24 protein-coding genes and 6 pseudogenes are annotated in these 26,403 nt (G+C 60.4%); 9 read left to right on the top strand and 21 right to left on the bottom strand.

Annotated elements, in window-relative coordinates:
• Positions 1-19 precede the first annotated feature (19 nt).
• Complete coding sequence (locus JCM15831_RS06000) at positions 20-841, bottom strand: 16S rRNA (uracil(1498)-N(3))-methyltransferase (protein WP_306301826.1); 822 nt, start codon at positions 839-841, stop codon at positions 20-22.
• On the opposite strand from JCM15831_RS06000, the gene ubiA reads away from it, so the two are divergent.
• Both ubiA and JCM15831_RS05990 read left to right on the top strand, forming a co-directional pair.
• Positions 821-1,738, top strand: a complete 918-nt coding sequence (ubiA, locus tag JCM15831_RS05995; RefSeq protein WP_025823453.1) for a 4-hydroxybenzoate octaprenyltransferase — start codon at positions 821-823, stop codon at positions 1,736-1,738. The genes JCM15831_RS06000 and ubiA overlap by 21 nt on opposite strands.
• Positions 1,735-2,406, top strand: a complete 672-nt coding sequence (locus tag JCM15831_RS05990) for a class I SAM-dependent methyltransferase (protein ID WP_025823452.1) — start codon at positions 1,735-1,737, stop codon at positions 2,404-2,406. The genes ubiA and JCM15831_RS05990 overlap by 4 nt, the downstream gene beginning before the upstream one ends.
• Positions 2,407-2,494: 88 nt before the next feature.
• Here JCM15831_RS05990 and JCM15831_RS20065 read toward each other — a convergent pair whose 3' ends face one another.
• Positions 2,495-2,866, bottom strand: coding sequence for a hypothetical protein (locus tag JCM15831_RS20065; RefSeq protein ID WP_025823451.1), 372 nt, complete (start codon positions 2,864-2,866; stop codon positions 2,495-2,497).
• Between the two features lie 39 nt (positions 2,867-2,905).
• Here JCM15831_RS20065 and JCM15831_RS20060 point away from each other — a divergent pair, with 39 nt between their 5' ends.
• Positions 2,906-3,127, top strand: a complete 222-nt coding sequence (locus JCM15831_RS20060) for a hypothetical protein (protein WP_025823450.1) — start codon at positions 2,906-2,908, stop codon at positions 3,125-3,127.
• 28 nt (positions 3,128-3,155) lie between these two features.
• Here JCM15831_RS20060 and JCM15831_RS20055 read toward each other — a convergent pair whose 3' ends face one another.
• The 4 genes and pseudogenes from JCM15831_RS20055 to JCM15831_RS17025 all read right to left on the bottom strand — a co-directional run bounded on the left by JCM15831_RS20055 (position 3,156) and on the right by JCM15831_RS17025 (position 6,200).
• Positions 3,156-3,491, bottom strand: a complete 336-nt coding sequence (locus JCM15831_RS20055) for a DNA polymerase beta superfamily protein (protein WP_051528345.1) — start codon at positions 3,489-3,491, stop codon at positions 3,156-3,158.
• Positions 3,488-3,904 carry an HD domain-containing protein gene (locus tag JCM15831_RS17030; protein WP_198024256.1) on the bottom strand — a complete coding sequence of 139 codons (417 nt, stop codon included), beginning with the start codon at positions 3,902-3,904 and terminating at the stop codon, positions 3,488-3,490. Before JCM15831_RS17030 ends, JCM15831_RS20055 begins: the two co-directional genes overlap by 4 nt.
• 179 nt (positions 3,905-4,083) lie before the next feature.
• Positions 4,084-5,448 carry an MFS transporter gene (locus tag JCM15831_RS05965; protein ID WP_025823448.1) on the bottom strand — a complete coding sequence of 455 codons (1,365 nt, stop codon included), beginning with the start codon at positions 5,446-5,448 and terminating at the stop codon, positions 4,084-4,086.
• A 3-nt stretch (positions 5,449-5,451) separates the two neighbouring features.
• Positions 5,452-6,200, bottom strand: a pseudogene (locus tag JCM15831_RS17025) (dienelactone hydrolase family protein).
• A 308-nt stretch (positions 6,201-6,508) separates the two neighbouring features.
• Between JCM15831_RS17025 and JCM15831_RS05955 the strand changes: the two are divergent.
• Positions 6,509-7,849, top strand: coding sequence for a GntT/GntP/DsdX family permease (locus tag JCM15831_RS05955; RefSeq protein ID WP_025823447.1), 1,341 nt, complete (start codon positions 6,509-6,511; stop codon positions 7,847-7,849).
• 381 nt (positions 7,850-8,230) lie between these two features.
• On the opposite strand, the gene JCM15831_RS05945 is transcribed toward JCM15831_RS05955, so the two are convergent.
• Entirely contained in the window at positions 8,231-8,794 is a 564-nt protein-coding gene (locus tag JCM15831_RS05945; protein WP_025823445.1) for a LysR family transcriptional regulator, read from the bottom strand.
• A 153-nt stretch (positions 8,795-8,947) separates the two neighbouring features.
• On the opposite strand from JCM15831_RS05945, the gene JCM15831_RS05940 reads away from it, so the two are divergent.
• On the top strand, positions 8,948-9,574 hold the full coding sequence (locus JCM15831_RS05940) for a YitT family protein (RefSeq protein ID WP_025823444.1): 627 nt from the start codon (positions 8,948-8,950) through the stop codon (positions 9,572-9,574).
• Between the two features lie 36 nt (positions 9,575-9,610).
• Here JCM15831_RS05940 and JCM15831_RS05935 read toward each other — a convergent pair whose 3' ends face one another.
• From JCM15831_RS05935 to JCM15831_RS05920, 4 genes and pseudogenes are all read right to left on the bottom strand, one after another.
• Positions 9,611-10,207 (bottom strand): cysteine hydrolase, encoded by a 597-nt coding sequence (locus JCM15831_RS05935; RefSeq protein WP_025823443.1) that lies wholly within the window; start codon positions 10,205-10,207, stop codon positions 9,611-9,613.
• Positions 10,204-11,614: pseudogene (gene der / locus JCM15831_RS17020) on the bottom strand (ribosome biogenesis GTPase Der). The gene JCM15831_RS05935 and the pseudogene der overlap by 4 nt, the downstream one beginning before the upstream one ends.
• A 3-nt stretch (positions 11,615-11,617) precedes the next feature.
• Positions 11,618-13,007: pseudogene (locus JCM15831_RS17015) on the bottom strand (outer membrane protein assembly factor BamB family protein).
• Positions 13,007-13,699 carry a tetratricopeptide repeat protein gene (locus JCM15831_RS05920; protein ID WP_025823442.1) on the bottom strand — a complete coding sequence of 231 codons (693 nt, stop codon included), beginning with the start codon at positions 13,697-13,699 and terminating at the stop codon, positions 13,007-13,009. Before JCM15831_RS05920 ends, JCM15831_RS17015 begins: the two are co-directional and overlap by 1 nt.
• A 144-nt stretch (positions 13,700-13,843) precedes the next feature.
• Here JCM15831_RS05920 and bla point away from each other — a divergent pair, with 144 nt between their 5' ends.
• The gene (gene bla / locus JCM15831_RS05915; protein WP_051528344.1) at positions 13,844-14,782 is read left to right on the top strand and encodes a class A beta-lactamase; all 939 of its coding nucleotides are present in this window, start codon (positions 13,844-13,846) and stop codon (positions 14,780-14,782) included.
• Between the two features lie 62 nt (positions 14,783-14,844).
• Here bla and JCM15831_RS05910 read toward each other — a convergent pair whose 3' ends face one another.
• The 9 genes and pseudogenes from JCM15831_RS05910 to JCM15831_RS05870 form a co-directional block, all read right to left on the bottom strand.
• Positions 14,845-15,216 (bottom strand): hypothetical protein, encoded by a 372-nt coding sequence (locus JCM15831_RS05910; protein ID WP_025823440.1) that lies wholly within the window; start codon positions 15,214-15,216, stop codon positions 14,845-14,847.
• Between the two features lie 54 nt (positions 15,217-15,270).
• A complete protein-coding gene (locus JCM15831_RS05905; RefSeq protein WP_025823439.1) occupies positions 15,271-16,590 on the bottom strand; it encodes a dihydroorotase in 1,320 nt (439 codons plus the stop codon).
• A gap of 39 nt (positions 16,591-16,629) precedes the next feature.
• Positions 16,630-18,369: an asparagine synthase (glutamine-hydrolyzing) gene (gene asnB / locus JCM15831_RS05900; RefSeq protein ID WP_025823438.1), complete on the bottom strand. Its 1,740-nt coding sequence runs from the start codon at positions 18,367-18,369 to the stop codon at positions 16,630-16,632.
• Between the two features lie 4 nt (positions 18,370-18,373).
• Positions 18,374-19,443, bottom strand: a pseudogene (locus JCM15831_RS17010) (glycosyltransferase).
• A 7-nt stretch (positions 19,444-19,450) separates the two neighbouring features.
• A complete protein-coding gene (locus JCM15831_RS05890) occupies positions 19,451-20,350 on the bottom strand; it encodes a glycosyltransferase family 9 protein (protein WP_025823437.1) in 900 nt (299 codons plus the stop codon).
• Positions 20,347-21,023, bottom strand: a pseudogene (gene dnaQ, locus JCM15831_RS17005) (DNA polymerase III subunit epsilon). Before dnaQ ends, JCM15831_RS05890 begins: the two are co-directional and overlap by 4 nt.
• Positions 21,020-21,613 (bottom strand): dephospho-CoA kinase, encoded by a 594-nt coding sequence (coaE, locus tag JCM15831_RS05880; protein WP_025823436.1) that lies wholly within the window; start codon positions 21,611-21,613, stop codon positions 21,020-21,022. Before coaE ends, dnaQ begins: the two are co-directional and overlap by 4 nt.
• Before the next feature lies 1 nt (position 21,614).
• Positions 21,615-22,436 carry a shikimate dehydrogenase gene (locus JCM15831_RS05875; RefSeq protein ID WP_051528343.1) on the bottom strand — a complete coding sequence of 274 codons (822 nt, stop codon included), beginning with the start codon at positions 22,434-22,436 and terminating at the stop codon, positions 21,615-21,617.
• Between the two features lie 56 nt (positions 22,437-22,492).
• A complete protein-coding gene (locus tag JCM15831_RS05870) occupies positions 22,493-23,257 on the bottom strand; it encodes an N-formylglutamate amidohydrolase (protein WP_035773982.1) in 765 nt (254 codons plus the stop codon).
• A gap of 61 nt (positions 23,258-23,318) precedes the next feature.
• Here JCM15831_RS05870 and argH point away from each other — a divergent pair.
• A pseudogene (gene argH, locus JCM15831_RS17000) lies at positions 23,319-24,742 on the top strand (argininosuccinate lyase).
• Positions 24,739-24,876 (top strand): hypothetical protein, encoded by a 138-nt coding sequence (locus JCM15831_RS21860; protein WP_198024255.1) that lies wholly within the window; start codon positions 24,739-24,741, stop codon positions 24,874-24,876. Before argH ends, JCM15831_RS21860 begins: the two are co-directional and overlap by 4 nt.
• On the opposite strand, the gene gluQRS is transcribed toward JCM15831_RS21860, so the two are convergent.
• Positions 24,845-25,699 (bottom strand): tRNA glutamyl-Q(34) synthetase GluQRS, encoded by an 855-nt coding sequence (gene gluQRS, locus JCM15831_RS05860; RefSeq protein WP_025823431.1) that lies wholly within the window; start codon positions 25,697-25,699, stop codon positions 24,845-24,847. The two genes, JCM15831_RS21860 and gluQRS, sit on opposite strands and share 32 nt — an antisense overlap.
• A gap of 138 nt (positions 25,700-25,837) precedes the next feature.
• Between gluQRS and JCM15831_RS05855 the strand changes: the two genes are divergently transcribed.
• Positions 25,838-26,401, top strand: a complete 564-nt coding sequence (locus tag JCM15831_RS05855) for an HNH endonuclease (protein WP_025823429.1) — start codon at positions 25,838-25,840, stop codon at positions 26,399-26,401.
• Positions 26,402-26,403: the final 2 nt, after the last annotated feature.

The raw sequence follows: 26,403 nt of genomic DNA, 5'->3' as shown, positions 1-26,403 counted from the left end.
GAAACTAATCAGTTCCGTTCTATATGGACCGGGATGCACGAAACGCCAACTGTGCAAGTCCTGCAACAACTGCCGTATCGGCCCGAAGAATACGTTTTCCGAGCGAAAACGGTATAATCGACTTATGTTCCGTCAGAAGACGGCGCTCGATTTCCGAGAATCCCCCTTCAGGCCCGATCAGCAACGCATGATCCTGCGGCACCTCCTCAACGTGCGGTGAGTCCTGTCGTTCCAATGCCGCAAAGAGCCGACGCTCCTCCGGCCACGCGGACAAAACCTCACCAAGCGACCGAAGAGGGTCGATCTGCGGAATGTCGAGCCTTTCGCATTGCTCGGCGGCTTCGATCGCAATGGCCCGGAACCGCTCGGCGTTGATTCGATGCGTATTGGTCCGGTCGGTAATGACCGGGCAGAATCGCGTAACGCCCATTTCGGTCCCCATACGAAGGACAAGGTCTGTGGCATCTCGCTTGAGGGGCGCAAAGACCAGAACAGGCCCAACGCTTGGTTCCGGCGTCCGCGCCTGCTTCACAAGAACCGCAGAACCCCGATCCTTGCGCTGGATATCGAGCCGCGCTTCCCATTCCCCGGCTCCCTCATTGAAGACATGAACCGGATCACCGTTTGCGAGACGCAGCACCGTCGCGAGATAGCGCATCTGTCCAGGATCGAGCGTAATCGCATCGCCCTCGGCAGAGGTCGAAAGCAGCAGATCGAGATAAAGCCGGGGCGCGTCCTGCATGGAACCCTCATGATGCGTGATTGACGTTCCCCGTTCATAGCCGCAATGAACCCTCATGACGACATGGAGACCCGAATGATGCGCGAGACTGTGCCCCATACCGATATTCGCGCACATGGCTGGGTAGCCCGTCTCCCCGAGGGGCTGCGCCCCTACGTGCTTCTGGCGCGGCTCGATCGCCCCGTCGGCACCTGGCTGTTACTCCTGCCCGGCATCTGGGGCATCGAGCTGGCACAGGGCGCCACATCGGAGAGGCGTGCATTCCTGATCCTGCTCTTTGCCATCGGCTCTCTGGCCATGCGCTCGGCGGGCTGTGTGGTCAACGATATCTGGGACCGCAAGATCGACGCTCAGGTTGCCCGCACCGCAGGGCGCCCTCTGGCGAGCGGTCGTCTTTCCGTCACGCAGGCTCTGATCGTCCTGGCTGGCCTCCTCGCGATCGGCGCTTTCGTGCTTTTTCAGCTGCCTTTTATCTGCTGGGCGCTGGCCCCCCTCGCCTTGCTGTTGGTTGGCCTCTATCCCGCTGCCAAGCGTGTCACCTGGTGGCCGCAACTCGTCATGGGTTTCACCTTCGGTTTCGGGGCCCCCATGGGCTATGCCGCCAGCGCCGGGAAAGTCGACTGGATCTGCGCCCTGCTCTACGCAGGCACGATCCTGTGGCAGCTCGGTTTCGATACGATCTACGGCTTTCAGGACATGGATGACGACGCCCGTATCGGCGTGCGCTCCACCTCACGGCTCTGGGCGCCACGGGCAAAGCCTTTCATTGCGGGCTGTTATGCGACTGCCATTGCGCTCTTCGCAGCCGCCTTGGCACTTGGGGGACTGCACTGGGGTGTCTGGCCTGTGGCCGCACTGGCCTCACTCCTTCTGGTTAGCCAGATCACCAAACTGGATATCCATAATCCATCGCTCTGCCTGAAGCTTTTCCGTCAAAACGTGCCTTTTGGCCTTGTTCTGGCGCTCGCGCTCATCATCGGACGCGCCTTCGCATGAACGATCCCGCTGAGTTCATCTTCAGCCAGACCGTGATCGGGACTGCGCCGCTCGTGCCAGAGCTACGCCTTCATCTTGCGACCGAAATCACACCGATCTGGCAGGCCACGGAAAGCCATCTCGCGGCGCTCAACATCGAGCCTCCGTTCTGGGCTTTTGCCTGGCCCGGTAGTCAGCTCCTCGCCCGATGGATCCTTGACCACCCGGCGTTGGTGCAAGGACGAAAAGTGCTCGATTTCGCTTGTGGTGGCGGCCTTGCCGCCCTCGCCTGCGCCAGGTCAGGGGCCAATACGGTTCTGGTCAATGATATCGACCCACTGGCTTTGGAAGCTGCCCAGCTCAATGCGGGTCTTAACGCGCTGTCCGTGACGCCCCTCTCGGGTGACCAGATCGGGACGCTTCCTGAAGTCGATCTGCTGCTCTGCGGTGATGTCTGCTACAATCAGCAAATGGCAGACCGGATTATTCCCTGGCTACGCAACTGCGCGCAGACAATGGAAGTCTGGATGGCCGACCCGGGTCGGCCTTATGCGCCGAAAGAAGGCATTGAAGTCATCACCTCCAAGACCTTGCCAACGACAATGGAGCTTGAAGGCAAGACGAGCCGGGACACCCGGCTCTGCCGTATTTTACCGCTACGGGCATCAGGGTCTTCTCATCGCTCTTAGGTCCGTAGCGTTTCCCTGAAAGTCGCTTCACCACAAAGAAGTCCAACAGAGAGAAGGGCTGTCGTTCCCCTTCAGCAGCGATCTGTATTCAATCACCCGATCTCCGACGAGCGGATATCGTCTCTCGGTAGGCATCGCAAATGATCGACTCACGAAGTGCGGCATCGCTCTCGGCGTTCAACATCGTGGTCGTGCGGGCTAGTGCTTCGACCTCTGTCATGAGACTCTCGATCTCCTCCCCCACGGGCTCTGCCCTGAGGTGACCGAGCTTGATATCGCGAAGGTGAGTCGCCTCAGGACGCGGGAAGGTGATCGATCCTGTGCTCAGCAGCTCGCGTATCTGATATCCCACACGCACCGCATGGCTTAGCCCCTTCCAGTCCATCCCTTGGGTCGATGCCTTGGCGCGCGCACCGTAGCTATCGGCAGCGCGTCCCAGAACAGCGAGCGCATCGCCCAATTTGCTCGTGAAGGGGATCTTCCGGCCTGCGCAGCTCAGATGCGCCAGAGGCACGTCGCAACCCGGCTGCTCAATGAAGATGAGTTCGGTGTGAGCGTGGCGGCCATCACTCAGATAGCAGCGGATCTCCTCATCAATCTCTTTCAGCCGCGCGGCTCGACCATGCGTCGTGATGGCTTCCTCAATCGCTTCGATCAGCTGATTCAGTTCAGACAGCCGGGCACCTCTCGCGCCATGCGTTCAGCATGGGTCCGGCAGTAACCGAGGAAGCTCGCCGCATTCAGCCCGATCAGAGACAGCGTGAACCGATAATCCGATGCCAGACCGGGTGGGGTGGTTCGCGCCAGAACGCCGGAGGGGTGAAGACCATATCGAGCGCTATGATCTGGCCTTGCCCCAAAAAATCGAGAAAGCGATGAAGCGCAAATCCGGTTTCATCGAGATCATCGGCGTTGTTACGCTCGCCTTTTGCCTTCTCACGCCCGTGCACAACGACATCCTGACAGGTCTGCATCAGGATATCGCGAGCGGGCGGGATAAAAACCGATTTGATATCTGTATCGGATGCGGGGGTTTCTGTGCCGTACAGATGAGCACCGGCAACCAGGCGGCTAACGGGAGTCATGGGCGTGAACGCTCCCACTCATCGAGCACGCGGCTGACCTCACGATGCACTCCGCGATCCCCTTTCTTTAGAAGAGGAAGGAGCAGTTTCATTTCGCGCAAAAAGGTCACGGCAAAGTCCTTGTCGTGACGAATGATCGACCGTGCATTATCGAGCAGATCTGCCAGCTTGATTGTCTGCCCTTCAGCTGTCGCGCGCGCCGAGTGCGCCCTGTCGATCGCCTTGCGAGCGGTGCGGTTGCCGTCCTCGGGCTTGCTGATATCGGTCAGCATCTCGACCAGACTTCCGACATCTGGCCCGAATTCGCTTTCGATCTCGGCAAGGGTAACGGGCGTGTCTTCGACCAAATCGTGCAGCCAGGCTGCTGCGACTGCCTCGGGTCTTCCCCCTGCCGTTGCAACAATCAGCGCCACGGCTTCGGATGGACGCTGTAATCCTTGCCGTCATATTTGCGCTTCTGCCCGATCGATTCATGAGCCCTTGTCGCGAAAATCTTGGCGCGACGGACGAGACCGTTCATGGTTTGACCTCTCCCCTGTTGGTGGCAGTGACCCAACTCTCAACGCGTGCGGACGCATCGCAAGCCCAGCCCTCAGGCCCGTGATCGGCCACCGAAAGCACGCGCCAGACTGAGGCTGGCGCCGAGCCACGCAATCAGCATGGCACAGACGAGGCACAGCGTAGAGGCGTGCGTGCTGAAGCGAAAGACACTGGCCACCAGCAGGGCGCCCAATGTCTGACCGCCAAGACGCGCGACGGAGACAAGACCGCTTGCGCTTCCCTCACGACCACGCGGCGCCGCGAGCATCATGACCCGGTTATTCGGAGGCTGGAACATACCAAACCCCGATCCGGCAAGCAGACTGCGCCAGATGATATCGAAATTCGAGGCATCCGCAGGCAGAAGCCAGAGCAGCGCAAAGCCGGTTCCCGTAATCGCCAGACCCAGGCTCGATAAAAGGGTGGCAGGAATACGATCGGTCCATCGTCCGATCAGAAAGGACATCATTGCCACCCCGACCGCCCAGGGCGTGATCAGAAAACCCGTTACCGTCACGGGCCGATGAAACACGGTCTCGAGCGTGAACGGCATGGCAATGATGAAGAAATTGGACGCGACGAAGCCGGTCATTCCGACGATGAACGCGATCAGAAAAGACGGCAAAGCCAGAAGATCGACCGGCACAATCGGTTCTGCACTGCGACGTTGATGGCGGAGCAGCGCAATCCAGCAGACAATGCCAACACCAGAGAGCACCAGCGCACTCAGCAGCCCCCCATGAACGGCGTCATCCACGCCGATCACCGTGAAGGTAAAGGCCGCAATCGTCAGCAGAACCGCTTTGACATCGACGGCCCTGTCCGAGCGGGGGGTGATTGGCAAGGCGAGGCTCGCCATGAGCAACGCCATCCCGCCGAGCGGTACATTGATCCAGAAAATCCAGGGCCATGGGGCCACCGCCATCACCAGCGAGCCAATGGTCGGACCTAAGGCCACCCCTGTCCCGACAACGAGACCATTCAGGGCAAGACCCTTGCCAAGAAGATGTCTGGGGTAAATGAAGCGAATGAGGGCGATCGCGACGCTCATGATACTGGCGCCCCCGATGCCCTGAAGAGCCCGGGCCAGAGCCAGCTCCAGAAGATTCTGCGACAAGGCGCATAAAACCGACGCCACCAGGAAAATGGCAATTCCCAGCCGGCACATCCGCGCAAAGCCGATCCGCGCGCCGATTGACGCAAGGGGAAGCAGCATCGCCAGAGAGGCGAGCTGGTAGGCATTGATCACCCAGATCGACTGGGATGAGGCGATGTGCAGATCATGGGCGATGTTCGGCAGCGCCACATTGGCAACCGCATAATCCAGAACCGAAAGCAGCACAGCAAGTGCGACGGCCAGCATCGCCTTGGCCCGCTCCCAACCGTAAAGACCGTCTCCCTGCTGCCTCGGCTCCATGAGTCAGGGCTGAGCGATGAAGGTGCGCTGGAACAGGGCATTCGTCCAGTTCATGCCCTGAAGGAAAAGTGCGGCGTCAAACCGTGGGGCTCCGTCACGCAGAAAGGCATGCTGACCATCGACCTCGTGCCACTCCAGCGCAGTTGCTGCTTTTTCGAGCGCCTCGCGGATCTTGTAGCGCCCCTCGAAGGGAACATGGGGGTCGTGACGACCCCAAACCATCATGATCTCGCCTTTGATCTCGTCGGCACGCGCCAATGTGCCGTCGTTGCGTTCGCCGCCCAAGGTGCCGGTATGAAGATCTGTCGCGTAGAAGCAGGCAGTCGCCTCAATGGCGGGATTGAGCGCTGCCCTGAAGGCGAGATGCCCCCCCAGACACACGCCGAAAGCGCCGAACCGCCCGCTACACCCCTCATGACCACGCAGCCAGTCGATCAGGGCGACGTTATCGCTATCGAAATTGCCGACAGGCTTTGTATATTTGAGGTCGTTTCCGCGATCTGTGCCGGGCTTGTCATAGGCAAGCACGCATCCCGCGCCTCATACTCATGATAGACTTCCGGCACCGCGACCAGATAGCCCAGACCTGCAATCATGGCGGCAAGACGCTCGATCGGCGCCGTAACCTGATAGATCTCCGAGAAAAGCAGGATGGCGGGAAACCGCCCGGCGCGCGTTGGACGGAAAAGATGCACCCGCATGGTCCCGGTCGGGGTCTCGATATCCGTTTTCTCGTCGCTACGAATCAGCACGTGAACTCTCCCTGCACGATCATGGTCTCGCTCCGGCCTCTGGCTGCGATCAAGACTCGTTCATTCACCATAAGAAGCGCATGAGCGACACATGACAATCGTGCTTAATGCGTCTGCCTCCATGACGCCATGCTCGCGCCCGCTCAACGACTCGTGACCTTATGGATCATCGACCTGGATCGATCCGATCTTTTTTCCAACGACAACCGAGGCGTCGTGCGGCTTGTAAGATTCTTGCCCAATATGTGAAGTTTCTAAACTGCTCCGGCAGATTGACAGAACCCCGCTAACGGTCCCGAGATCACGCCATGTCTCCGCTCTTCGCCATCTCCCTTGCTGTCGCCGCGATCCTCGCGATCGTCGTTCTCATCGCCTATTTCAGGCTCAACCCCTTTATCGTGCTCTTCACCACATCCCTCGCCCTCGCCCTGGCAGCCGGCATGCCCGCCAACCAGGTCGTGAAATCCTTCGAGGAAGGGGCTGGCCATGTCCTTGGCCATGTCGGGACGGTGATCGCTCTCGGGACCATGCTCGGCAAAATGCTGGCTGAATCCGGCGGTGCGGACCGAATTGCCCTGACCATCTCAAGCTGGGCGGGGCGCTCACGCGTCGACTGGGCGATGATGGTTATCGGGCTGCTCATCGGGTTGCCGGTCTTTTTCGAAGTCGGCTTTGTGCTGCTGATCCCGCTGGCTTTCGTTCTGGCGGCCCGCACCAACACGCCGCTTTTGCGGGTCGCCCTCCCCATGGGAGCAGCGCTGTCTGTCACCCATGCGATGATCCCGCCGCATCCGGCCACCCTGCTGGCTCTTTCGGCCTATCACGCCAATACGGGTACGACGATTTTCCTCGGCATCCTCATCGGCACGCCCATTGCCATCATTGCGGGTCCGCTTTTCGCCCGGTTCATCGCCCCGCGCGTGCCGCTGACCGAGGCCAATCCGCTTGCCGAGCAATTCGTCAATCGTGAGCCGCCCAAGAACATGCCGGGCTTTGGGATCACCGTCTTCACGATCCTCTCCCCCGTCGTGCTGATGCTGATCGCCTCGATTGCCGACAAGGTCTCGAGCCCCGGCACCCGCCTCAATTCAGCGCTGCATTTCGTCGGCAATACCGATATCGCGCTGGTTCTGGCTGTCATTCTCTCGTTTTATGTTCTCGGTCTGGCACGCGGCTTTTCGCGCGACACCATCCTGCGTTTCACGAATGAATGCCTCGGCCCGACCGCTCTTATCATGCTGCTCGTCGGCGCTGGCGGCGGGTTCGGGCGCGAACTGGTCGATAGCGGCGTCTCGAAGGTCATCACCGACACGGCGCTCAACTTCAACGTCCCCATTCTTGTTCTCGGCTGGCTTCTCGCGGTGATCGTCCGCGTTGCCTGTGGATCTGCCACGGTCGCCATGAGCACGGCCTCGAGCATTGCCGGACCGATCCTGCTGCAAAGCCGGGGGGTATCGCCCGAACTCATGGTGCTCGTCACCGGAGCGGGCTCTGTCGCCTTCGGCCCGATGAACGATGCCGGGTTCTGGCAGATCAAGGAATATCTCGGCCTGACCGTGCCTCAGACCATCAAGACCTGGTGCACCATCGAGACCCTGATCGCCTTCCTCGGTCTCGGTTTCTGCCTACTCGCGTCACTGTTCATCTAAAACCGCACTGAAATCGGTGCCGGGTTCCCGGTCCTCCTTTCTCAGGATGGACCGGGTAAAATGATCCAGACAGACGGCCCGCCAAGCCTCCCCCGCACGCGATAGAACATGGTCGCGCCGGGTTGCCAGTGCCAGCTCAAAATCCATGCTGGGTGATTGCAGATGCAAGGCGCGCAGACCCTCCATCCAGCCGCCTCGGCAGAGGCTGATGGGACGATACCCAGCCCGACGCCGCCCGGACCATGGCCATCAGAAGATAGATATCGCTCGTCCGCCCGGCCACAATAGGGCTTGCCCCGTGCCCCGCAAAAGCCTGAGCGATGAAGCTGTTGATCTTAAAATCTTCCCGCAGCAGAACCAGCCGCTCTTGCAGGATATCAATCAGAGCGCACTCCTCCTGCCCTCCAATGCGTGCTGCTCCGGCACAACAAGACAGAGATGGTCGCGCCCTAGAGAGTAGAAGCGGAGATCCCTCTCGCCGATGGGCAGGATCAGGGCCGCAATTTCCGTCTGTCCCCCTCTCAGGCGCGGGATGAGCCTGTCGGACGGGCACTCATCGATCTCTAGCCTGACGCCGGGATACCGACTGCAGAAACTTTCGATGATGCCGGGAAAACAGATCGAGGAGATCGCTGGCGGGACTGTGACGCGTAGGGGACCCTCCAGCGTCTTCTGATCCACTGAAAGCGCCTCGCGCAGAGCAATTTCTTCCCTGAGGGTGCGCTCGGCATAACGCCGGAACATTTCCCCTTTTTCAGTCAGGATAACGGTCTTCTTGCTGCGGATGATCAGCTGCGTCCCGAGCTTGGCCTCGAGCGCCTGAATGGCCTGACTGATCGACGGTTGGCTGATATTGAGCGCTTCACTCGCTCTCACAAACCCGCCCTGACACACGACCGCCAGAAAGTAATTCAACTCGCGAAAGGTGATCTGAGATGTTATCATAGCCAAATACCTATCGTCCCCATCAGAAGATTATATTATCTTATGGGTAACAATCCCGTTAGAGGCTGCGTGTCCCTTCCTTTTTTCGTCTCTGAGCCCTGTCATTGCGCCACATGACAAAGGCACGAGATCGCCCTCCGGATTTCGACCGCCATGACGTCTCTCGCCGAAACGCCCTACGAACCGGGCCTTCGTCACTCAACCGCCGAAGATATCTACGCTTTCCTCATCGGATGTTCGCTGATCGTCATGGGGTTGATCTGTCTGCACAAAGCCGGGCTCGTAACAGGGGGTATGGCAGGGATTGCCCTGCTCATTTCCTATTTCGTCCCAATGGCGCCCGGACTTCTCTTCACGCTGATCAACATCCCGTTTCTGGCTTTCGCGCTGCGCGCCATGAGCCCGGTCTTCGCCATCAAGACGATGATTGCGAGTTTCGGGATTACCTTTTTCGCGAGCCTGATGCCTCATGTCATTACAGTCTCGCAGATCGATCCGATCTTCTCCGCCATTTTTGCCGGAACGATCATCGGGCTGGGGATTCTTTGCCTCGCCCGTCATCAGGCCGGTGTCGGCGGGACCGGCATCATGGCCCTCTGGCTCCAGAAGACGCGGGGGATCAATGCAGGACGAGTGCAGATCTCAATCGATATCGTGATTCTGGCTATTTCGGCCTACTTCCTGCCTGCCTATAAAATTGCCTTATCGCTCCTGAGCGCAGTCGCGATGAGCGGGATCCTGATCGTCTATCACCGTCCAGGCCGCTATATCGGGCATTGAAGTGCGCGATAATGTCAGCGCTACGGGTCGGTCAGATCAGTCAGCACTCGTCTGAAGAAAAGCCTGGCCCGTCATGGGATGCGAGAACATCGGAAAGGCATGAGCGATGGCCGCTTCATGCTGCGCCTGAGACAGTGTCGCCGTGCAATCGGTCAGACCCACCACGTCGTACCCGAGCTCGTATGCCGTCCGCATGGACGACTCAACGCAGCAATCGGTCAGCAAGCCACCGAAGGCGACGCGTGAGATGCCGTTTTGTCGCAATACAAAATCGAGATTCGTGCTCGCGAAGCCGCAGAGGCCGCGCTTGCCTGCAATGACGATCTCATCGTCCTGAGGCCGTAGCGCGTCGATGATCTGCGCACCCCAACTGCCACTCTGAAAGGCGTTGGTTGCCTTGACCCCTGCCAGAATACCGTAGGGCTCGGCAGAAAGTTCAGGATAGCCGGGCGCAAATTCGATTGGCACCCAGATGATCTTGATCCCCTTCTGACGCGCCTGTGTCACCAGATGCTGGGTATTTTCCAGCATCCGTGTGCGCGCCAGTTCCGATCGCAGGCCCTCATGAAGAGCCCCGCCCTCGGACAGAAAGTCATTCTGATACTCGATCAGGACGAGGGCAGTTCTGGTCATGATTTGCTGTCTGCGTAAGGGTTCTTGGTTCCACGAAGCTGCAGGCGAATTGGCGTTCCGGGCAAATGGAATGTCTCGCGCAGTCCATTGACCAGATAACGCTTATAGGCCTCAGGCAGCATCTCGCACGAGTGCCGAACAGGATGAAGGTCGGCGGGCGCGACTTGGCCTGAGTCATGTAGCGCAGCTTGAGCCGACGCCCATCGACCAATGGCGGCTGATGCCGCTCCAATGCGCTTCGAACCAGCGATTGAGCTCGCCTGTCGTGACGCGGCTGTTCCAGACCTCATGCGCCCGGCGTACGGCGGGGAGCAGCTTGTTCACACCAGCCCCGGTCAGCGCCGAGAAGGTAACGACCGGGATACCGCGCATCTGGGCAAGCGACGTCTCGATACGATCAGCAATCGCCTGACGGGTCACGGCACGGTCTTCGACCGCATCCCATTTATTCAGCGCAAGCACGCAGGCTCGACCCTCACGCTCGATCAGACGGGCGATTTGCAGATCCTGCTCATGCACGCCGAGCGTGGCATCGAGCGTCAAAACGACGACTTCCGCCATTTTGAGCGCTTCGATCGACGCCGAAACCGACATCCGCTCGAGGTCTTTTTCGATGCGGGCCTTACGGCGTAGTCCGGCTGTATCCACGAGCTGGATCGGCCCGACCTCGTCATGCAACGCGACGGAAATGGAATCGCGCGTCAGCCCCGGCTCTGGCCCGGTGATCATGCGCTCTTCGCCCAGAAGGCAATTCAGAAGAGTCGATTTCCCGGCATTGGGACGACCGACGATCGCGAGACGCAACGGTCCAGCGGGGCGCTCGTCTTCTTCTTCGGTCTCGCCATCTTCGTCAGACGGTTTCGAACGCGAGCGGGATTTGACGCGGACGCGCTCCCCTTCGGGCAGTCGATCGGCAATTTCACCCATGAGATGAGCGATGCCCTCACCGTGCTCGGCTGAAAGTGCCAGCGGCGCCCCCAGACCGAGCGAATAGGATTCGAGGACCTCGCTCGTCGCGGCGGACCCTTCAGCCTTGTTGGCAAGAAGCAGGACAGGCTTGTTCTGCTTGCGTAGCCACGCAGCAAAATGCTTGTCCGCAGGCGTCACGCCTGCGCGGGCGTCGATGCAGAACAGCACCAGATCGGCCTGAGCCACAGCGGACTCGGACGAGGCACGCATACGCCCGTAGAGCGTATCAGGCGCCGCCTCTTCGAGGCCTGCCGTATCGATCAGACGGACCCTGCGCCCTCTGAGAAGGGCCTCCCCTTCCTTTCGATCGCGCGTTACGCCCGGCATGTCAGACACGATGGCCTGACGACGCCCTACCAGCCGGTTGAAGAGAGTCGATTTACCGACATTGGGACGCCCGGCGATAACGACGAGCGGAAGAAAGGAGGAGTCAGTCACGAATTAACCATATGCGTTCAGAGTGCCATCCGTGGACAGCACAAGCGCCTTGCCGTCACAGATGATGGGTTCGACAAGTGTCGGAGTTTTGGTCTTGATCGGTGCTTCGGCCTTGCCGGTCACGGCGTCAATGACCTGAAGCCCGGTTTCTTCGAAAGAAGACGCGCAGAACAGCTTTCCATTCCCCATGACCGGTCCGAGCCAGGTCACGGCGTATTTCTGCTTGTTCTCGTTCTTGAAGCGACGCAGGTCATGAATCCAGCGAACATGGCCAGACAGGCGATCCAGACAGGCCAGTTGCTGATCCGAAGAGATGACATAGAGCCAGTCTCCGACGATCAGCGGCGTATTCTGCCCACTCGCTTCACGCTCCCACAGTCGGCGGCCGGAGCGCATATCGATCGCGACCAGCACCTTGGAAAGCGAGATGGCATAAGCCGTACCGTCCTTGATGACTGGCGCCCCACGAACGCAAGCGAGATCGAGCATGGCGCCACGGCCATTCGACCCGCCCAGGCTGTCGCTCCAGACGAGCTCACCAGATTCTGCACGCAGCGCGACAAGGTCACCACTGCCGAACCCGGCCACCACGACGCCATTCGAAACCGCAGGAGCAGCCTGACCGAAGATCACCGTATCGGCTTCGGTCGCCTGATAGGTCCAGATCTGTTCACCGGTTTCGGCATTCAGCGCGAAGAGACGTTCGTCCATCGTCCCGAAATAGACACGACCATCGACGATTGTCGGAGCCGAACGTCCCGGCACAACCGTCTCGGCGCGCCACTTGACCTTGCCCGTCTCGGCGCCAACCGCAATGACCTGCCCCACGCCGTCAACGATATAAAGCGTATCGCCCGACACACCGATGCCACCGCCTATATCGCTCGAACGGGCCTTGTTGCCCTTTGGAATGAACGTCCAGAGCGGGCTCATGGCAGGCCAGTACCAGGCGCGCACAGTACCGACACCGTCACGCGTATAGATACGACCGCCCTCGATAACCGGCGGTGACTGGATCGCGCCGCGTCCATTCGGCCCAAGCGCTGCAAAATGCAGAAATGCCGGTTCGGACACGCCATGCCCGATGGAGTGAGACCAGGCAGGATGCGGACCGGCCCATTCGGCATTGACCGAAATATGGTCAGGCACACGTCCGACGATGGGATAGGAAGAGACCGCCTGAGCCGGGGGCAGCACGATCTGCGTGTGGTCTTCATCATCGATCACGAGCGGCGCCCGTGGACAGCACGTCGTAGCGCTTGCCCGCGAGGATCGGCTTGGGATCGTCCTTGAAGATACCGCAGCCCGTCAGCATGGCCGTACCCGCGAGGGTCGATCCAAGAAAGAAACGACGCCCCGGCCGGCGCAGGGTGTTTTTGTTATCGATGGGCATCAACCGGCTCCGCCGAGAGTTTGAAGAAGGATGGAAGCGCGCTGCCTGACACCGTCAGGCGCGTCAGGAGACTGGAGCAGACCGGTGAGAAGACGACGCGCTTCCGCATGCTGCTTCGGCGTTGCATCATCACGCAGATCCAGAGCAGCAAGCCCTTCCTGCGCGAAGGCGCGCCATGGTCCTGCATTGGCAGCAAGAAGCTCGAGCTGCTTGCGCGTGTCTGTCACGTCGGCATCGTTGATATGGCTGTTGAGCATCAGCAGACGCGCCAGCGCCTTGAGCGAGGGATCGACATCCTTGGTATCGATCACGCCCTGCCAGGCTTTTCTGGCCCCCTCGATGTCACCCTTCTGCGCGCGCAGCTGAGCCAGTCGAATGGCTGCAAAGCCGCGGGTCGCCCCCGGAGCCTGCGCCGCCAGATCGGCCAGAGTGGCTTCGTTTTCTTTTTCCGAGGCTACACGACGGGCCGCGTCGGGCTGCTCAGCCTGAAGGCCATCCAGCGCCGTAAAATAGCGGCCTGACGCCTCTATCCGAGCCTGATGCTGACGGTGGATCTGCCACTGCCAGCCACCCACGCCAATCAATACCACCAGCGCCGCACCGATCGCGACACCTCCGAAACGCCGGGCAGTTGCACGCAGCTCTGCTGCACGCATTTCCGCCTGGGCCTGACTGAAAAACTCGTCTGCCACCGTGATCCTCTTGCGACACTATCGTGAGCAGCATACAGACGGCGCGACCCTGCGGCAAATCGCTTTGTCATTTTGGTGCCGCATCGGTCAAACTTCGGCCACAACCCGCCGTCAGAAAGAGGCACCACCTCAGGAAAGAGACCCATGCGATCACTGCCCGACATGCAACTGGCAAGGCGAACCCTGCTCGTCAGCCTGCCCTTGATCGGGATATCCACCCGCATTCGTCCCGCCTCGGCACTCCCGCAAGCCAAAGACAGCACCACCGTAGCACCGCTTCAGAACGCCCTTTCTGACATCGCGACACGCTACGAGCGCGCTAGCGGAGGGCGGATCGGCGCGCATCTGTTCTGCCCGCAAACCGGTCTCGCAATCTCCTGGCGCGGTGAAGAGCGATTCCTGATGTGCAGCAGCTTCAAGGCCTCGCTTGCAGCCTGCGTCCTGAAACGCTGTGAAGGAGACGAAGACGATCTGACACGCCGTCTCTCCTTCGTCGATTCCGATTTCAAAACTGAGTGGGCGCCCGTTGCACGGCAGAACCGGGATGCGGGAAGCCTGAGCCTGGCTGCACTCTGTGCTGGCGCGGTCAGCATGAGCGATAATGTCTGCGCCAATATGCTGCTACGTCATATTGGCGGACCTGCGGCTCTCACGAAGTTCTGGCGCGACAGTGGCGATGATATCACCCGGCTCGATGCCTATGAGCCGGAACTCAACCGCCCCTCTGCCGACCCGGAAGCAAACACCACCTCCCCCATTGCCATGGCACGCACCCTGCATCGGCTGATCCACGGGACGCTCCTGCGCCCCCATTCGGCGGCTCTGCTTCGCGACTGGATGACAAGCTGCGTCACCGGGACGCACCGGTTACGCGCCGGCCTGCCTCTGACCTGGGCGGCCGGAGACAAGACCGGCAATAACGGCAAGGATATTTCCGCCGATATCGCTTTTGCCTCCCCCGCGGGAGAGAATAGCGGTTCGGTCATCATGGCCGCCTATACGGCAGGCGGCAAACCGGACGAAGCACGGTTTCGCTCGGTATTCCATGACCTTGGAGCCCTTGCCCCGAAACTGATCGCCTGAACGAAAAAGAGGCGGACAAGCCGCCTCTTCATCATCGCGTGCTCAGAATCGATTTCTGATGATCAGTGCTTGGACAGTTTCTTGCCGCCACTGGTCAGATCAGCCGCAAGTCGGCTGAAATTGGCCGAGATCTTTTGCTGAACGCTGGTGCTGAACGCGTGCACCTTGGCGATACGATCCTTGGCCTCATCACTGATCGCCTGCTCTTCTTTCTGAGCCTGCGTTGCGACACAGCTATTATAAGCACGCGCCTCTTTCTCATACGCCTGAAACTTGTCCACGCTCGCATTGTAATGCGCGGTATCGCTGGCGTTCACCGTGGGCGCTGTGGGCTCCTGCCCGCATTTAGCCCGCGGGTCAGCAAAGGCAGAAGCTGCCGTCAGACCCGAGAGGATCAAAGAGGCGATGAGAAGCGTACGAACGATGCGTGTCATGATCTGATGATCTGCCGGTTGGGTTGAAAAAGCACTGATAGATTTGAACAGAAATTAAGGCGCAAATCGGGCCAATTGTCCGATCGGACCAGAGACGATTTCGTCATCACGCATGACGATATTTCCGCGCACGATCGTGCCGACAGGCCAACCCTTCACGCGCTTGCCGTCAAATGGCGTCCACCCAACCGGGCTTGCAATCCAGTCATTGCGGATCTCGCGCTCGGCCCGCAGATCGATGAGCGTCAGATCGGCATCGAACCCGACAGCAAGACGTCCCTTTGTCTGCAATCCATAGATCCGCGCGGGCCCGGCAGCCATCAGATCGACGAGACGTGTCAGACTGAGACGCCCTGCATTCACGTGATCGAGCATGACCGGCAGGATCGTCTGCACGCCCGTAAGGCCCGCCGGGCACTGAGGCCAGGGCTTTTCTTTCGCTTCGCGCGGATGCGGCGCGTGATCGGACGACACCACATCGACACGACCGTCACGCACGGCAGCCCAGCACGCATCGTAGTGGCGCTGATCACGGATCGGCGGGTTCATGACTGCGTAGGCGCCGAGCGTCTCGTAGCAATCAGGACCGATCTGTGTGAGGTGATTGACAAGCACTTCGACACTGACATGCGAGCGATGAGCCGCGAGCCAGTCCAGCTCTTCAGCGGTGGAGGTGTGCAGAATATGAACAGGGCGCCCCGTCTTGCGCGCCAGTGCCGTGATACGGCGCGTCCCGAGAAACGCACATTCCTCATCACGCCAGATCATGTGGTTTACATGCGGCATGCCGGTCTCGAAAAGCGCCTTACGGTCCTGAAGGCGGTATTCATCTTCGGAATGAAAGGCCACGCGGCGATGACCGTGACGCAGCACGGCTTCGATCCCCGCGTCATCCTCGATCATCAGATCGCCGGTCGAAGATCCCGCAAAGACCTTGATCGCACAAACACCTTCTTCCTGCTCCAGTGCCCCGAGCTGGGGTGTATTGACACGGGTGGCACCGACATAAAGCCCCATATCGATCAGGGCGTTGTCTGCAACGGTGCGGCGCTTGTCGGCAATCGTCTCCGATGACGTGATCGAGGGCGAGGTGTTCGGCATGTCGAACACTAAAGTGATGCCTCCCAGCGCCGCTGCCCGCGTCCCCGTGGCGATAGACTCGATGGCGGCATTACCGGGGTCACGCAGATGTACATGCGCATCGATCATGCCGGGCAATACATGGAGCCCTGTTGCATCGATTTCCTGCGCGGCGCTGTCCTGCGCGGTGACGGCAAGGCTGGCAATGCGCCCGTCCTTGATACCCAGATCGGCCTGAGCTTCACCCCAGGGAAATACGCAAATGCCGCGCCTGACAATCAGATCGTAATGCAAGAGTTTCTCCTCAACTGCGGAAAAGAATGGAACAGAAAACTAGGAAGCCAATGTCTCGAACACGTCGCCATCAACGGGTGTTCGTTCGATATGAAGGCGATGCCACAACGCATAGAATAACAGCGCCCAGGCGGCATGACGCTCGCGTCGCCCCTCCGCCTTGTCAAAGACGCCTCTGATCACATTCGGCGCAATCACGCCACGAAAGGCATCACAATTTGTCACAAGCGGACCGAGACGGGCTGATTTCGAGGCAATCCACTGCCCCACCGGCACGGTGAAACCCTGTTTGGGGGCAAATGGCGCGGAACCGGGGACATGTTTTTCGACCCAGAGACGCAGCAGATATTTTCCATGCCCGTCCCGCACCTTGAGCGTATCGGGCAGGCTCCAGGCCAGTTTACTCAGGGCCGGATCGAGTAACGGGGTGCGCCCCTCGATCGCATGAGCCATGAGACAGCGATCGAGCTTGATGAGCAGATCATTGGGCAGCCACTCATCCAGATCGAGCGCCTGCACGGCGCGAAGCCGGGTCTCCTCAACAGGTGGCGCAAAAACCTCGCGCCATTGCTTGCCCGTTTCGAGAGAGACGATTTTGTCCACGATGCCGCGTCGCCAGGGCAGACGACCGCCGCGCCACCAGGGCCGCATGGCGCGACGATAACGGCCATAGCCGCCAAACAGCTCGTCGCCGCCTTCACCACTGAGAATAACCGTCACGTCCTTGCGCGCCTCGCGCGCCAGAAACCAGCTCGGTATCACTGCGTAATCGGCCACAGGATCATCCAGACAGCTCACAATTCGGGGCAGATCCTGCCAGACCATCGCTTCCGTAACCGTCAGAACCCGATGCTGCGCTCCAAGAACTTTTGCGGTCTCAGCGGCGGAAGCACTCTCATCGACAGAGCCTGCGTCAAACCGGGCTGTCCAGGCCAGCGGGGCCCCATTGCCGAGACGCGTCATCGCTGCCAGCACCGCCGTGCTGTCGATCCCGCCTGACAGAAACATACCGAAAGGTACATCGGCACGCTCATGGGCCTGCACGGAGTCCATCAAAGCCTCATCGAGGCGCGTGAGCGCTGCCTCTTCAGTCAGGCTGTGATCGATCTTGCCAGAGCGTGAAGGCTGTCTTTTGGCGCGGTCGAGCACCCCATTGACGAAGCGAAGCGTCTCCCCCGGCAGGACACGCATGATCCCCGGATAGATCGTCTCACGCCCGGCGACAAACTGCGCCTGAAGAAGCTGATCGCGCGCTTGCGGCCGCACGGCACGCGACGTCAGCCCCGTCGCGAGCAGAACCTGCGGCTCAGAGGCGAAAATCACGCCACAAGAAAGCTGGGCATAATAGAGTGGCTTGATCCCGAACGGGTCGCGGCTCAACGTCAGAACACTGTCGGACCCGGTCTCGTCGAGAAGCGCAATGGCATACATTCCGCGCAGCTGGAGTGTGTAATCGACATCGCTGTCCGGCCAGAGAAAAAGCGGTGCTTCGCAATCGCTTCCGGTCTTGAACGGTGCATTAGCCAGACCCTGACGCAAGGCCGGATCGTTGTAGATCTCGCCATTGGCGACCAATGCAAGCTTGCCCTGCACCAGAGGCTGCGCCCCGCCCTCCAGATCGACAATGGAAAGACGGCGATGCACGAGCGCGGCAGAGCCCGTTTCATAAAAACCTTCACCATTGGGTCCACGATGACACAAGGCCCGCGCCATACTCTGCAAGACCGCCTTGTCGGGCCGGTGTCCGGGGAGACAGGCAATGCCCGCAATGCCGCACATCGGCTTAGACGCTCCCGCAGCGGCGAGAGGCCATCTCATGCAGAAACACATCCCAGCGTGCCAGAACGGTCGGAGCAGAAAACTCACGCTCGAACCGCGCCCGACCATTCGCACTCAGCCGGTCGGCCAGCTCAGGCGTCTCCAGCACAGTCGCGATCGCTTCGGCGAGAGCTACCGGGTCTTCCACCGGGGCCAGAATACCGTCCTGCGTGCCGGATAGCACCTCTTCAGGTCCCTGAATGGCGCTTGCAACAACGGGGCGACCCGCTGAAAGGGCTTCGATCACCACATTACCCAAAGGCTCGATCCGGGAGGGGCAAACCAGAAGATCGCAGGCCTTGAGCCACGCACCGCTATCCTGCACCCAGCCCGGCATATGCACGCGATCTGCCACGCCCTCACCCACGGCCAAAGCAGTCAGCGCCTCGCGCTCAGGACCCTCTCCGGCAATCACCAGATGCACGCCCGGCAATGCTTCATCGCGCGGATCAGGACGTCGAAGGCCTTGTTCTGGTGGAGCCGCCCCAGAGCCAGAATGAATTTCTGCCCCTCGGCCACACAGCCGGGACGTTCCGGCGCAACATCCGCCAGATCGGTGGCGAAGTTGGGAAGGTAATGGACTTTCTCGGCAGGCCAGCCCTGCGCAATCATCCAGCGCGCCAGCCCTCTCGTATTGCCGATCAGATCGGAGCATCGCCGATAATTCGACAGGTCGTAGTATCCGCCAAGGCGGCCGGCGATGGGCCAGGGGCCTTTCGGCATCATGCGGGCGGCACGGCTCATCCAGGCAATCACAACCTGCGGGTCGAAGCGGGTGAGGCTCTGCCGCAGCCTGGGTGTGGTCCACAAATCCAGTCGTCCGCCAAAGCGCAGCGCTTCGGTTGTCACGCCCCTGGCCTTGAGACGTGCTTCACGGGCCGGGTCACGGCGCAGCAAGGCGCGAACCTCATGCTCTGCGTCGTGCTGGGCTATGCAGAGACGCTCGTAAAAGAGTTCGGCGCCCCCGCTTGGAGCCCCTGCCATCACGTGGGCGATGCGCAAGGCTGAAATGGGATGATGGCGCGCCTGACTCATGGCTGCTCTATCCTTCATCCGCCAAAATCGCACAAGCTTCCTGCACGACGCGCTCGGTGGTGAGGCCCGCAATCGGTGCCTCCCCCTCTGGTCCGGGAGCCGCGACAAAGCGGGCTTTCGGCCCAGAGGGCGCATATTCAGAGGCGCGACTTGGTCCGAAAAGGCCAAGTGTGGGGATGCCCGCCGCAGCAGCCAGATGCATCAGACCCGAATCATTGCCGACAAACAGCGCGCACCGACGCAGCAACGCCGTCACTAATCCAAGCTTTGCCTGACCTCCAAGATCGATCGCGCCTTCCAACCCGTCCAGCACGGGTTGTGCCCGTGCGCGTTCGTCATCACCGGGACCGTAGAACAGGACCGGCACGAGACCGCGCGCGCTCATCTCCCGACCGAGCGCGATGAAGTTTTCAGCAGGCCAGATCTTTCCGTCCCAATTCGCTGTGGGGGCCAAGGCACAATAACGCCCTGTCTCGGGGAGGATCGCACCGGCAAGGCGTTCCTGATCGGGACGCGCCCAGGCCTGCGGAGTCAAAACCGGCTTGTCACGAAACAGCGCTGAAAGATGGCCGATACGCGCGCCCGGTCGTCGTCCACCACGCAGAATACGCTTACGAAAACTTGGCAGGAAGAGAGAGACACCTGACCCACGCAGATCGACGACAAGGCTCCACCACTGACCCACGCACGCCCACCAGAGCGCCGCCCAATGCAGATCGAAGCGTCTCTTGCTGACGACGATGACGCGCTCGACACCGGGACATGCCTCGAAATAAGAGGCCGCAACCGGCCCACAGGCGATTGTAAAGCGCGCATCGGGATAGCGGCGCCTGAGTTCAGCCAGCGCGCCGGAGGAAATGACGGCATCGCCCAGACGATTGGCCGTGATGAACAAAATGCGTTTCATTGCAGCCAGATCGGCTCCTTGAGGCTGGCCACGAATTTTTCATGCGCGGCAAGCGTCTCCTCATCTGGCGCGGCCATGGGACGCGGCGTGCGGTGCGGATTGCCTCGGTAGGTCGCAACCCCGCCCCCGCTCCCGGATACGGCAAGCCCGAGACCGCGCTGACGCCCGCCCATCAATTCGAGATACACCTCGGAGAGCAGCTTGCAGTCGAGCAACGCATTATGGGTCGTGCGGGCTGAGAGATCGATATCATGGCGACGGCAGAGTGCATCGAGAGAGTTCGGCAGACCGGGGTAGCGCTTTTTGGCCATCTCCAGCGTGTCGACCATCCGCTTGCGATCGAGCGGTGGCTTGCCGCAGGCTTTGAGCTCGGCATTGATAAAGCCGAAATCGAAGGGCGCGTTATGGGCGATCATTTCATCCTCGCCGATGAAAGCGAGAAACCCATCGGCAATCTCGGCAAATTTCGGCTTGTCGAGCAGATCGTCGAGCGTGAAACCGTGCACCCTGCTCGCCTCAGGCGGGACATCCCGCTCGGGATTGATCAACACATGAAAACTCTCGCCCGTCGCAGATCGTCGATCAACTCGAGGGCCGCGATCTCGATCACCCGATCGCCCGTTGCCGGGTCGAGCCCTGTCGTTTCCGTATCGAATAGGATCGACCGTTTCATCGGGCGCTCTCCAGACTGGCCATCAGGCGTTTCACTTGCTGGGCGGTATGGCCGCGTGACAGCCCATTGCGCAACACATGATCGGCGCGTTTGTTCCGCTCGCGCTCGTTCATCTGGCGGGCAAGAAGATGGCGCGCCTGCGTCTCGCTCAGGGACCGCCGCCTCATGACGCGCCTCAGACGCACCGCGAGAGGCGCCGTCACCGCGATCACGACGTCACAATCACGGTCTGCCCCGGTTTCGAACAGGAGCGGTATATCGAGCACGCAGATCCTGATCCCACGCCGTGCCATGCGTCGCAGAAAAAGACGACGTTCCGCACGAACGAGAGGATGAATAATGGCCTCAAGCGCTGCGATTTCTTCCTTATGCCCTATCACGGCATGGCGCAGCGCATTTCGGTCAACAGCATGATCGCGAACCACGGCAGGCCATCGGCGGGCGATTGCCGTAACGGCCTTGCCCCCTCTGGCCTGCAGAGCGTGGACGGCGGCATCAGCATCGAAAACCGGCCACCCCGCCCGACGCAGGAACCGCGCAACGGTCGTCTTCCCAGCCCCCATGCCGCCTGTCAGCCCCAAGACGATCATCTCAGTCGAGCGTCTCAACCACACGGGCGCGCAAAACGGGATCGGCATCGGGATAGGTGCCGAACCATGCCTTGAATCCGGGACGAGCCTGATGGATCAGCATTCCGAGCCCGTCGACGCCGATAAGCCCATGCGCGCGCGCAGCGGCGAGAAGTGGGGTTTCCAGCGGCATATAGACGATGTCCGAGACCACGAGCTCCGGATCGGCATGGGTCAGGCTGCCGACCCAGTCGTACCCGTCCTGCCCCGCCATGCCGAGCGAGGTGGTGTTGACCAGAAGATCGAACTCACCGAGGCGCTCTGACCAGCTTTGCCAGTCCGTGACTGCGCCACCACCCAGCGCCGCAATCAGGTTGTCCGCCCGAGTTCGGGTGCGGTTGGCAAGCGTGAGGCTGCACCCGGCATCAAGCAGGGACGCACAGACTGCCCGTGAAGCGCCACCTGCCCCTAGCACGAGCGTCTTGCGCGGCAGCTCGACCCCGGCCTCTCGCAGGGAATCGACATAGCCCACGCCATCGGTGCATTCGCCCCGTATCTGCCCGTCAGCCTCGAAAATCAGCGTATTGACCGAGCCCGCACGTTGAGCAGACAGACCACGCTGATCGACCAGCGCAAAGGCGGTCTCCTTATGCGGGATCGTGACATTGAGCCCGGCAAAACCAAGCGCCTGAAGCGCACGAACTCCGCGCTCGAAATTCTCCGGGGCAAGCGGGAGACGCAGATACAGCCCCTTGATGCGGTAGCGCTCACACCAATAGCTGTGCAGGATAGGCGAGCGCGTATAGGTCAGCGGCCAGCCTGTGACAGCAGCAAGTTTGGGCATGCCCGCGGGGAACAAGGCCGCAAGAACCTCCCTCGCCTCCTCAAGGCTCAACGCGCCTACGAGATGGCGTTCCAGTAGAGCGGCAATAGCCGCGCCAGTCTCTGTGCCCAAGATATCTGCCCTGCCTCGTCTGCTATCAGATCCTGACGGATCTCAATCTCCAGATAGGGCAGATCTGCCCCCTCTGCATGATGGGGAACGGTATAATCCGATGTCGCTGTCAGGACATAGGGTTCATTATCACCGACACAAAGGTCCCCCTCCTGCCGAAGCAGATCGAGCATGATGCCTGCCGAGCGCTTGTCTCGATGATAGAGGATACCGACCTGCCAGGGCCGCTTCACCCCCTTCATCTCCGGCGTGAAACTGTGCAGGGCGATCAACGCGGTCGGGCGCGTTCTCTGGCGCAGCGATTCAGCAATCCGGTCGTGATAGGGATGCAGGATCTCGCGCTCCCGCTGCGCACGACCGGCCTCTGAAAGCCCGGCATTTCCCGGAATTTCGGTACCGTCTGAGAGATCGGGGATCGATGTCGGATGGCCGGGTGCGCGGTTGCAGTCGATCACAAGGCGCGAATAGACCTGCTCGATCAGCTCGGCGCCGAGCAACCGCGAGAGCGCGATACCGACACCGTGGATGCCGATATCCCAGGCAATATGTCTCTCCCAGTCACCCTCCCCAACACCGAGACGATCGAGAGTCCGGGGGACCGCGCGCCCGGCATGATCGCTGACAAGGACGAACGGCCCCTCCGCTGTCGCTTGCGTGACACGAAATGGCACCGGATCATCCGGGCCAAGAAGAGACAGAGAACCGCTCATGAATTGCACGCACCATGCTGACTGATTAGGTTAGGTCTTTCTTGACCATAATCCTTACGCCATGGACAACCCCGTGACCGAGACCGAACAAAGACTGGCCAACCCGCAATGGGGTGGACGCTTCGCCGCTGGCCCCGCCGCCATCATGGCAGACATCAATGCCTCGATCGATTTCGACCGGAAATTATGGCGTCAGGATATACGCGGCTCTCTTGCCCATGCCGCCATGCTGGCACGCGTCGGACTGCTGACCGAAGCCGAAGAGCAGGAAATCCGTGACGGGCTGCATGGGATCGCCCGCGATATCGAGGCCGGGAATTTCACCTTCTCGCAGGACCTTGAAGATATTCACATGAATATCGAAGCGCGCCTTTCCGAGCGCATCGGCGAGGCCGGCAAGCGGCTGCACACGGCGCGCTCGCGCAATGATCAGGTGGCGACCGATTTCCGCCTCTGGGTACGCGACGCCATTGACGGCATCAGCGGTCAGATCACGGCGCTCATGCGCTCGCTCTCCACGCGCGCGCTGGAGCATGCCGCCGACGCCATGCCGGGCTTTACCCATCTTCAGGTGGCGCAGCCCGTCACCTTCGGCCACCATCTTCTGGCCTATGTCGAGATGCTGTCGCGTGACCGCGATCGTCTGCACGATGCAAGGGCTCGCCTGAATGAATGTCCGCTCGGTTCTGCGGCGCTGGCGGGCACCTCCTTTCCGATCGATCGTGGCTTTACCGCCTCGCTTCTTGCTTTGATCGCCCCACAGCCAATTCTCTGGATTCGGTTTCGGACCGCGATTTTGCGCTCGAATATCTCTCGGCACTCTCGCTTCTGGGCATGCATCTGTCGCGTCTGTCAGAAGAACTCGTTCTGTGGTGCTCGGCACCTTTCAGCTTCGTGCGGCTGTCAGACGGGTTTACAACCGGCTCCTCCATCATGCCGCAGAAGAAAAACCCCGACGCTGCCGAACTGGTACGGGCCAAGGTTGGGCGGATCACAGGTGACTTCATGGGTCTGCTCATGGTCATGAAGGGCCTGCCTCTCGCCTATGCCAAGGACACGCAGGAAGACAAGGAACCGGTCTTCGACGCAACCGAGGCCGCCACCCTATCTCTGGCGGCCATGGATGGCATGATCCGTGACATGACAGCCAATACCGACAAGATGCGCGCTCTGGCCGGTGCCGGCTTTGCGACAGCGACCGACCTTGCCGACTGGCTGGTGCGCGTGCCGCGCCTCCCCTTCCGCACCGCGCATCATGTCACCGGTCGTCTGGTCGGCATGGCCGAAGCGAAAAACTGCGATCTGGCTGACCTGACGCTGGAAGAAATGCAGAGCGTCGAACCGCAAATCGATGCCAGTATTTTCGACGTGCTCACCGTTGAGTCGTCTCTGGCATCGCGCACGAGCGAGGGCGGAACAGCCCCGGAAAATGTCAGCCGTGCCGCTCAGGCCTGGCTCACCCGCCTTGAGGAAAACGCGGCATGAATCTCTCAGCACGCCTGCTTTGTCTAACCTTGCTCGCCTCGGTCATGCTGACCGCCTGCGGCAAGAAAGGCGCGCCACATGCGCCCGGCCCGGCAAGCAAAATTACCTATCCGCACACCTATCCGCCGGGATAATCATCCTGGATTGAAGGACCTCCCGCGCCCGGGCCATCAGCCCGGCTGCGGTATGGCCGTTTTCCCGGAGTGCACGCAGGCTCTCTGCTCCGTCCCGTTTCGACAGCTTCTGGCCTGACGCATCCAGAGCGAGCGCGTGGTGTGAATAAAGAGGCTGGGGAAAGCCAAGTAATTCCTGCAGCACCCGGTGGACCGACGTCGCTTCGAACAGGTCCGCTCCACGCGTGACATGGGTCACACCTTGCCTGGCGTCATCGCAGGTGACGCATAGATGGTAGGAAACCCCATTATCGCGTCTGCCCAGAACCACATCACCGAATTCTGCCGCACGGTTAACGATGGTCCTGCCGGAGAATTCGCGCCATGAAGGGCCTCCACCAAGCCGTTTGAGCGCCTCAGCCATATCCAGACGCCAGACATGAGGGCGGTCAGGCTCAAACGACTTCCCCCTGCATGAACCGCCATAGACAGCACTGCCATCCGGAGCGGTTCCTTTCGCATGGGCCTGAACCTGTGTCCGCGAGCACGTACAGGGATAGACGAGATTTTCGTTACGCAACCGATCGAGGATAGAGTGATAAAACGGTAATTCTGCTGATTGCCTCACTATCGGTGCATCACTCTTCACACCGAGCCAGTCGAGATCTTCCAGTAATGCCGTCTCGAACCGGGGAAGACAGCGTTGCGGGTCTATATCTTCGATGCGGATCAGGAACTTACCCGCATCTCCCGCAAGATCCCGCGCATGACACGCCGAAACGACATGGCCAAAATGCAGAAATCCGGTCGGACTTGGGGCAAAACGCGTACAGAATCGTGTCATCAAACCTTCGCTTGCCCTGCTCACGGAAAGCTGAAATAGTCAGCTAAATAAGACAGACGGCGCGTATCTAAAGGCGCTGGTTTCCCGTCGCGCTTAAGATAATACGATCGTGCCGCCCTGTAAAAGAGGATGCGATCGATGCTTGCCCACGCCCAGCATTACCCCGCCCTTGTATTGAATGCGGATTTTCGTCCGCTTTCTTACTTTCCTCTCTCGCTGTGGTCATGGCAGGAGAGCGTCAAGGCGGTCTTCCTCGATCGCGTGTCCGTTTTAAGCGAATATGACGAGATCCAGGTGCATTCGCCAAGCTGTGTCATGCGAGTTCCCAGCGTCATCGCGCTCAAGGAATATATCCCGACGGCACGCCGCCCGGCTTTCACACGCTTCAATGTCTTCCTGCGTGACAATTTCGCGTGCCAGTACTGCCATGATCGGCTTCCGACGCACGAACTGACTTTCGACCACGTCATCCCCCGCGCCAAGGGCGGTCGGACGACCTGGGAAAACGTCGTGACAGCCTGCAGCCCGTGCAATCTGCTCAAGGGATCGAAAATGCCCTCCGAGATCGGGATGCACCCCCGCCTCAAGCCTGCTCAACCAACGACACGGCGCCTGCAGGAAAACGGGCGCAGTTTCCCACCGAATTACCTGCATGAGAGCTGGCGCGACTATCTCTATTGGGACACCGAACTGGAGGGGTAAGT

The organism is Asaia astilbis JCM 15831, from assembly GCF_000613845.1.
Classification (GTDB): domain Bacteria; phylum Pseudomonadota; class Alphaproteobacteria; order Acetobacterales; family Acetobacteraceae; genus Asaia; species Asaia astilbis.
The sequence above is the reverse complement of the archived record's forward strand: the minus strand, read 5'-3'. Positions and strand labels throughout refer to the sequence as shown.

Coding starts and splice junctions, on each gene's coding strand:
- ubiA (WP_025823453.1), top strand. CDS start 821: ATGCGCGAGACTGTGCCCCATACCGATATTCGCGCACATGGCTGGGTA.
- JCM15831_RS06000 (WP_306301826.1), bottom strand. CDS start 841: ATGGGGCACAGTCTCGCGCATCATTCGGGTCTCCATGTCGTCATGAGG.
- JCM15831_RS05990 (WP_025823452.1), top strand. CDS start 1,735: ATGAACGATCCCGCTGAGTTCATCTTCAGCCAGACCGTGATCGGGACT.
- JCM15831_RS20060 (WP_025823450.1), top strand. CDS start 2,906: ATGCGCCAGAGGCACGTCGCAACCCGGCTGCTCAATGAAGATGAGTTC.
- JCM15831_RS20055 (WP_051528345.1), bottom strand. CDS start 3,491: ATGACTCCCGTTAGCCGCCTGGTTGCCGGTGCTCATCTGTACGGCACA.
- JCM15831_RS05965 (WP_025823448.1), bottom strand. CDS start 5,448: ATGGAGCCGAGGCAGCAGGGAGACGGTCTTTACGGTTGGGAGCGGGCC.
- JCM15831_RS05955 (WP_025823447.1), top strand. CDS start 6,509: ATGTCTCCGCTCTTCGCCATCTCCCTTGCTGTCGCCGCGATCCTCGCG.
- JCM15831_RS05945 (WP_025823445.1), bottom strand. CDS start 8,794: ATGATAACATCTCAGATCACCTTTCGCGAGTTGAATTACTTTCTGGCG.
- JCM15831_RS05940 (WP_025823444.1), top strand. CDS start 8,948: ATGACGTCTCTCGCCGAAACGCCCTACGAACCGGGCCTTCGTCACTCA.
- JCM15831_RS05935 (WP_025823443.1), bottom strand. CDS start 10,207: ATGACCAGAACTGCCCTCGTCCTGATCGAGTATCAGAATGACTTTCTG.
- bla (WP_051528344.1), top strand. CDS start 13,844: ATGCGATCACTGCCCGACATGCAACTGGCAAGGCGAACCCTGCTCGTC.
- JCM15831_RS05910 (WP_025823440.1), bottom strand. CDS start 15,216: ATGACACGCATCGTTCGTACGCTTCTCATCGCCTCTTTGATCCTCTCG.
- asnB (WP_025823438.1), bottom strand. CDS start 18,369: ATGTGCGGCATTGCGGGCATTGCCTGTCTCCCCGGACACCGGCCCGAC.
- JCM15831_RS05890 (WP_025823437.1), bottom strand. CDS start 20,350: ATGAAACGCATTTTGTTCATCACGGCCAATCGTCTGGGCGATGCCGTC.
- coaE (WP_025823436.1), bottom strand. CDS start 21,613: ATGATCGTCTTGGGGCTGACAGGCGGCATGGGGGCTGGGAAGACGACC.
- JCM15831_RS05875 (WP_051528343.1), bottom strand. CDS start 22,436: ATGCCCAAACTTGCTGCTGTCACAGGCTGGCCGCTGACCTATACGCGC.
- JCM15831_RS05870 (WP_035773982.1), bottom strand. CDS start 23,257: ATGAGCGGTTCTCTGTCTCTTCTTGGCCCGGATGATCCGGTGCCATTT.
- JCM15831_RS21860 (WP_198024255.1), top strand. CDS start 24,739: ATGAATCTCTCAGCACGCCTGCTTTGTCTAACCTTGCTCGCCTCGGTC.
- gluQRS (WP_025823431.1), bottom strand. CDS start 25,699: ATGACACGATTCTGTACGCGTTTTGCCCCAAGTCCGACCGGATTTCTG.
- JCM15831_RS05855 (WP_025823429.1), top strand. CDS start 25,838: ATGCTTGCCCACGCCCAGCATTACCCCGCCCTTGTATTGAATGCGGAT.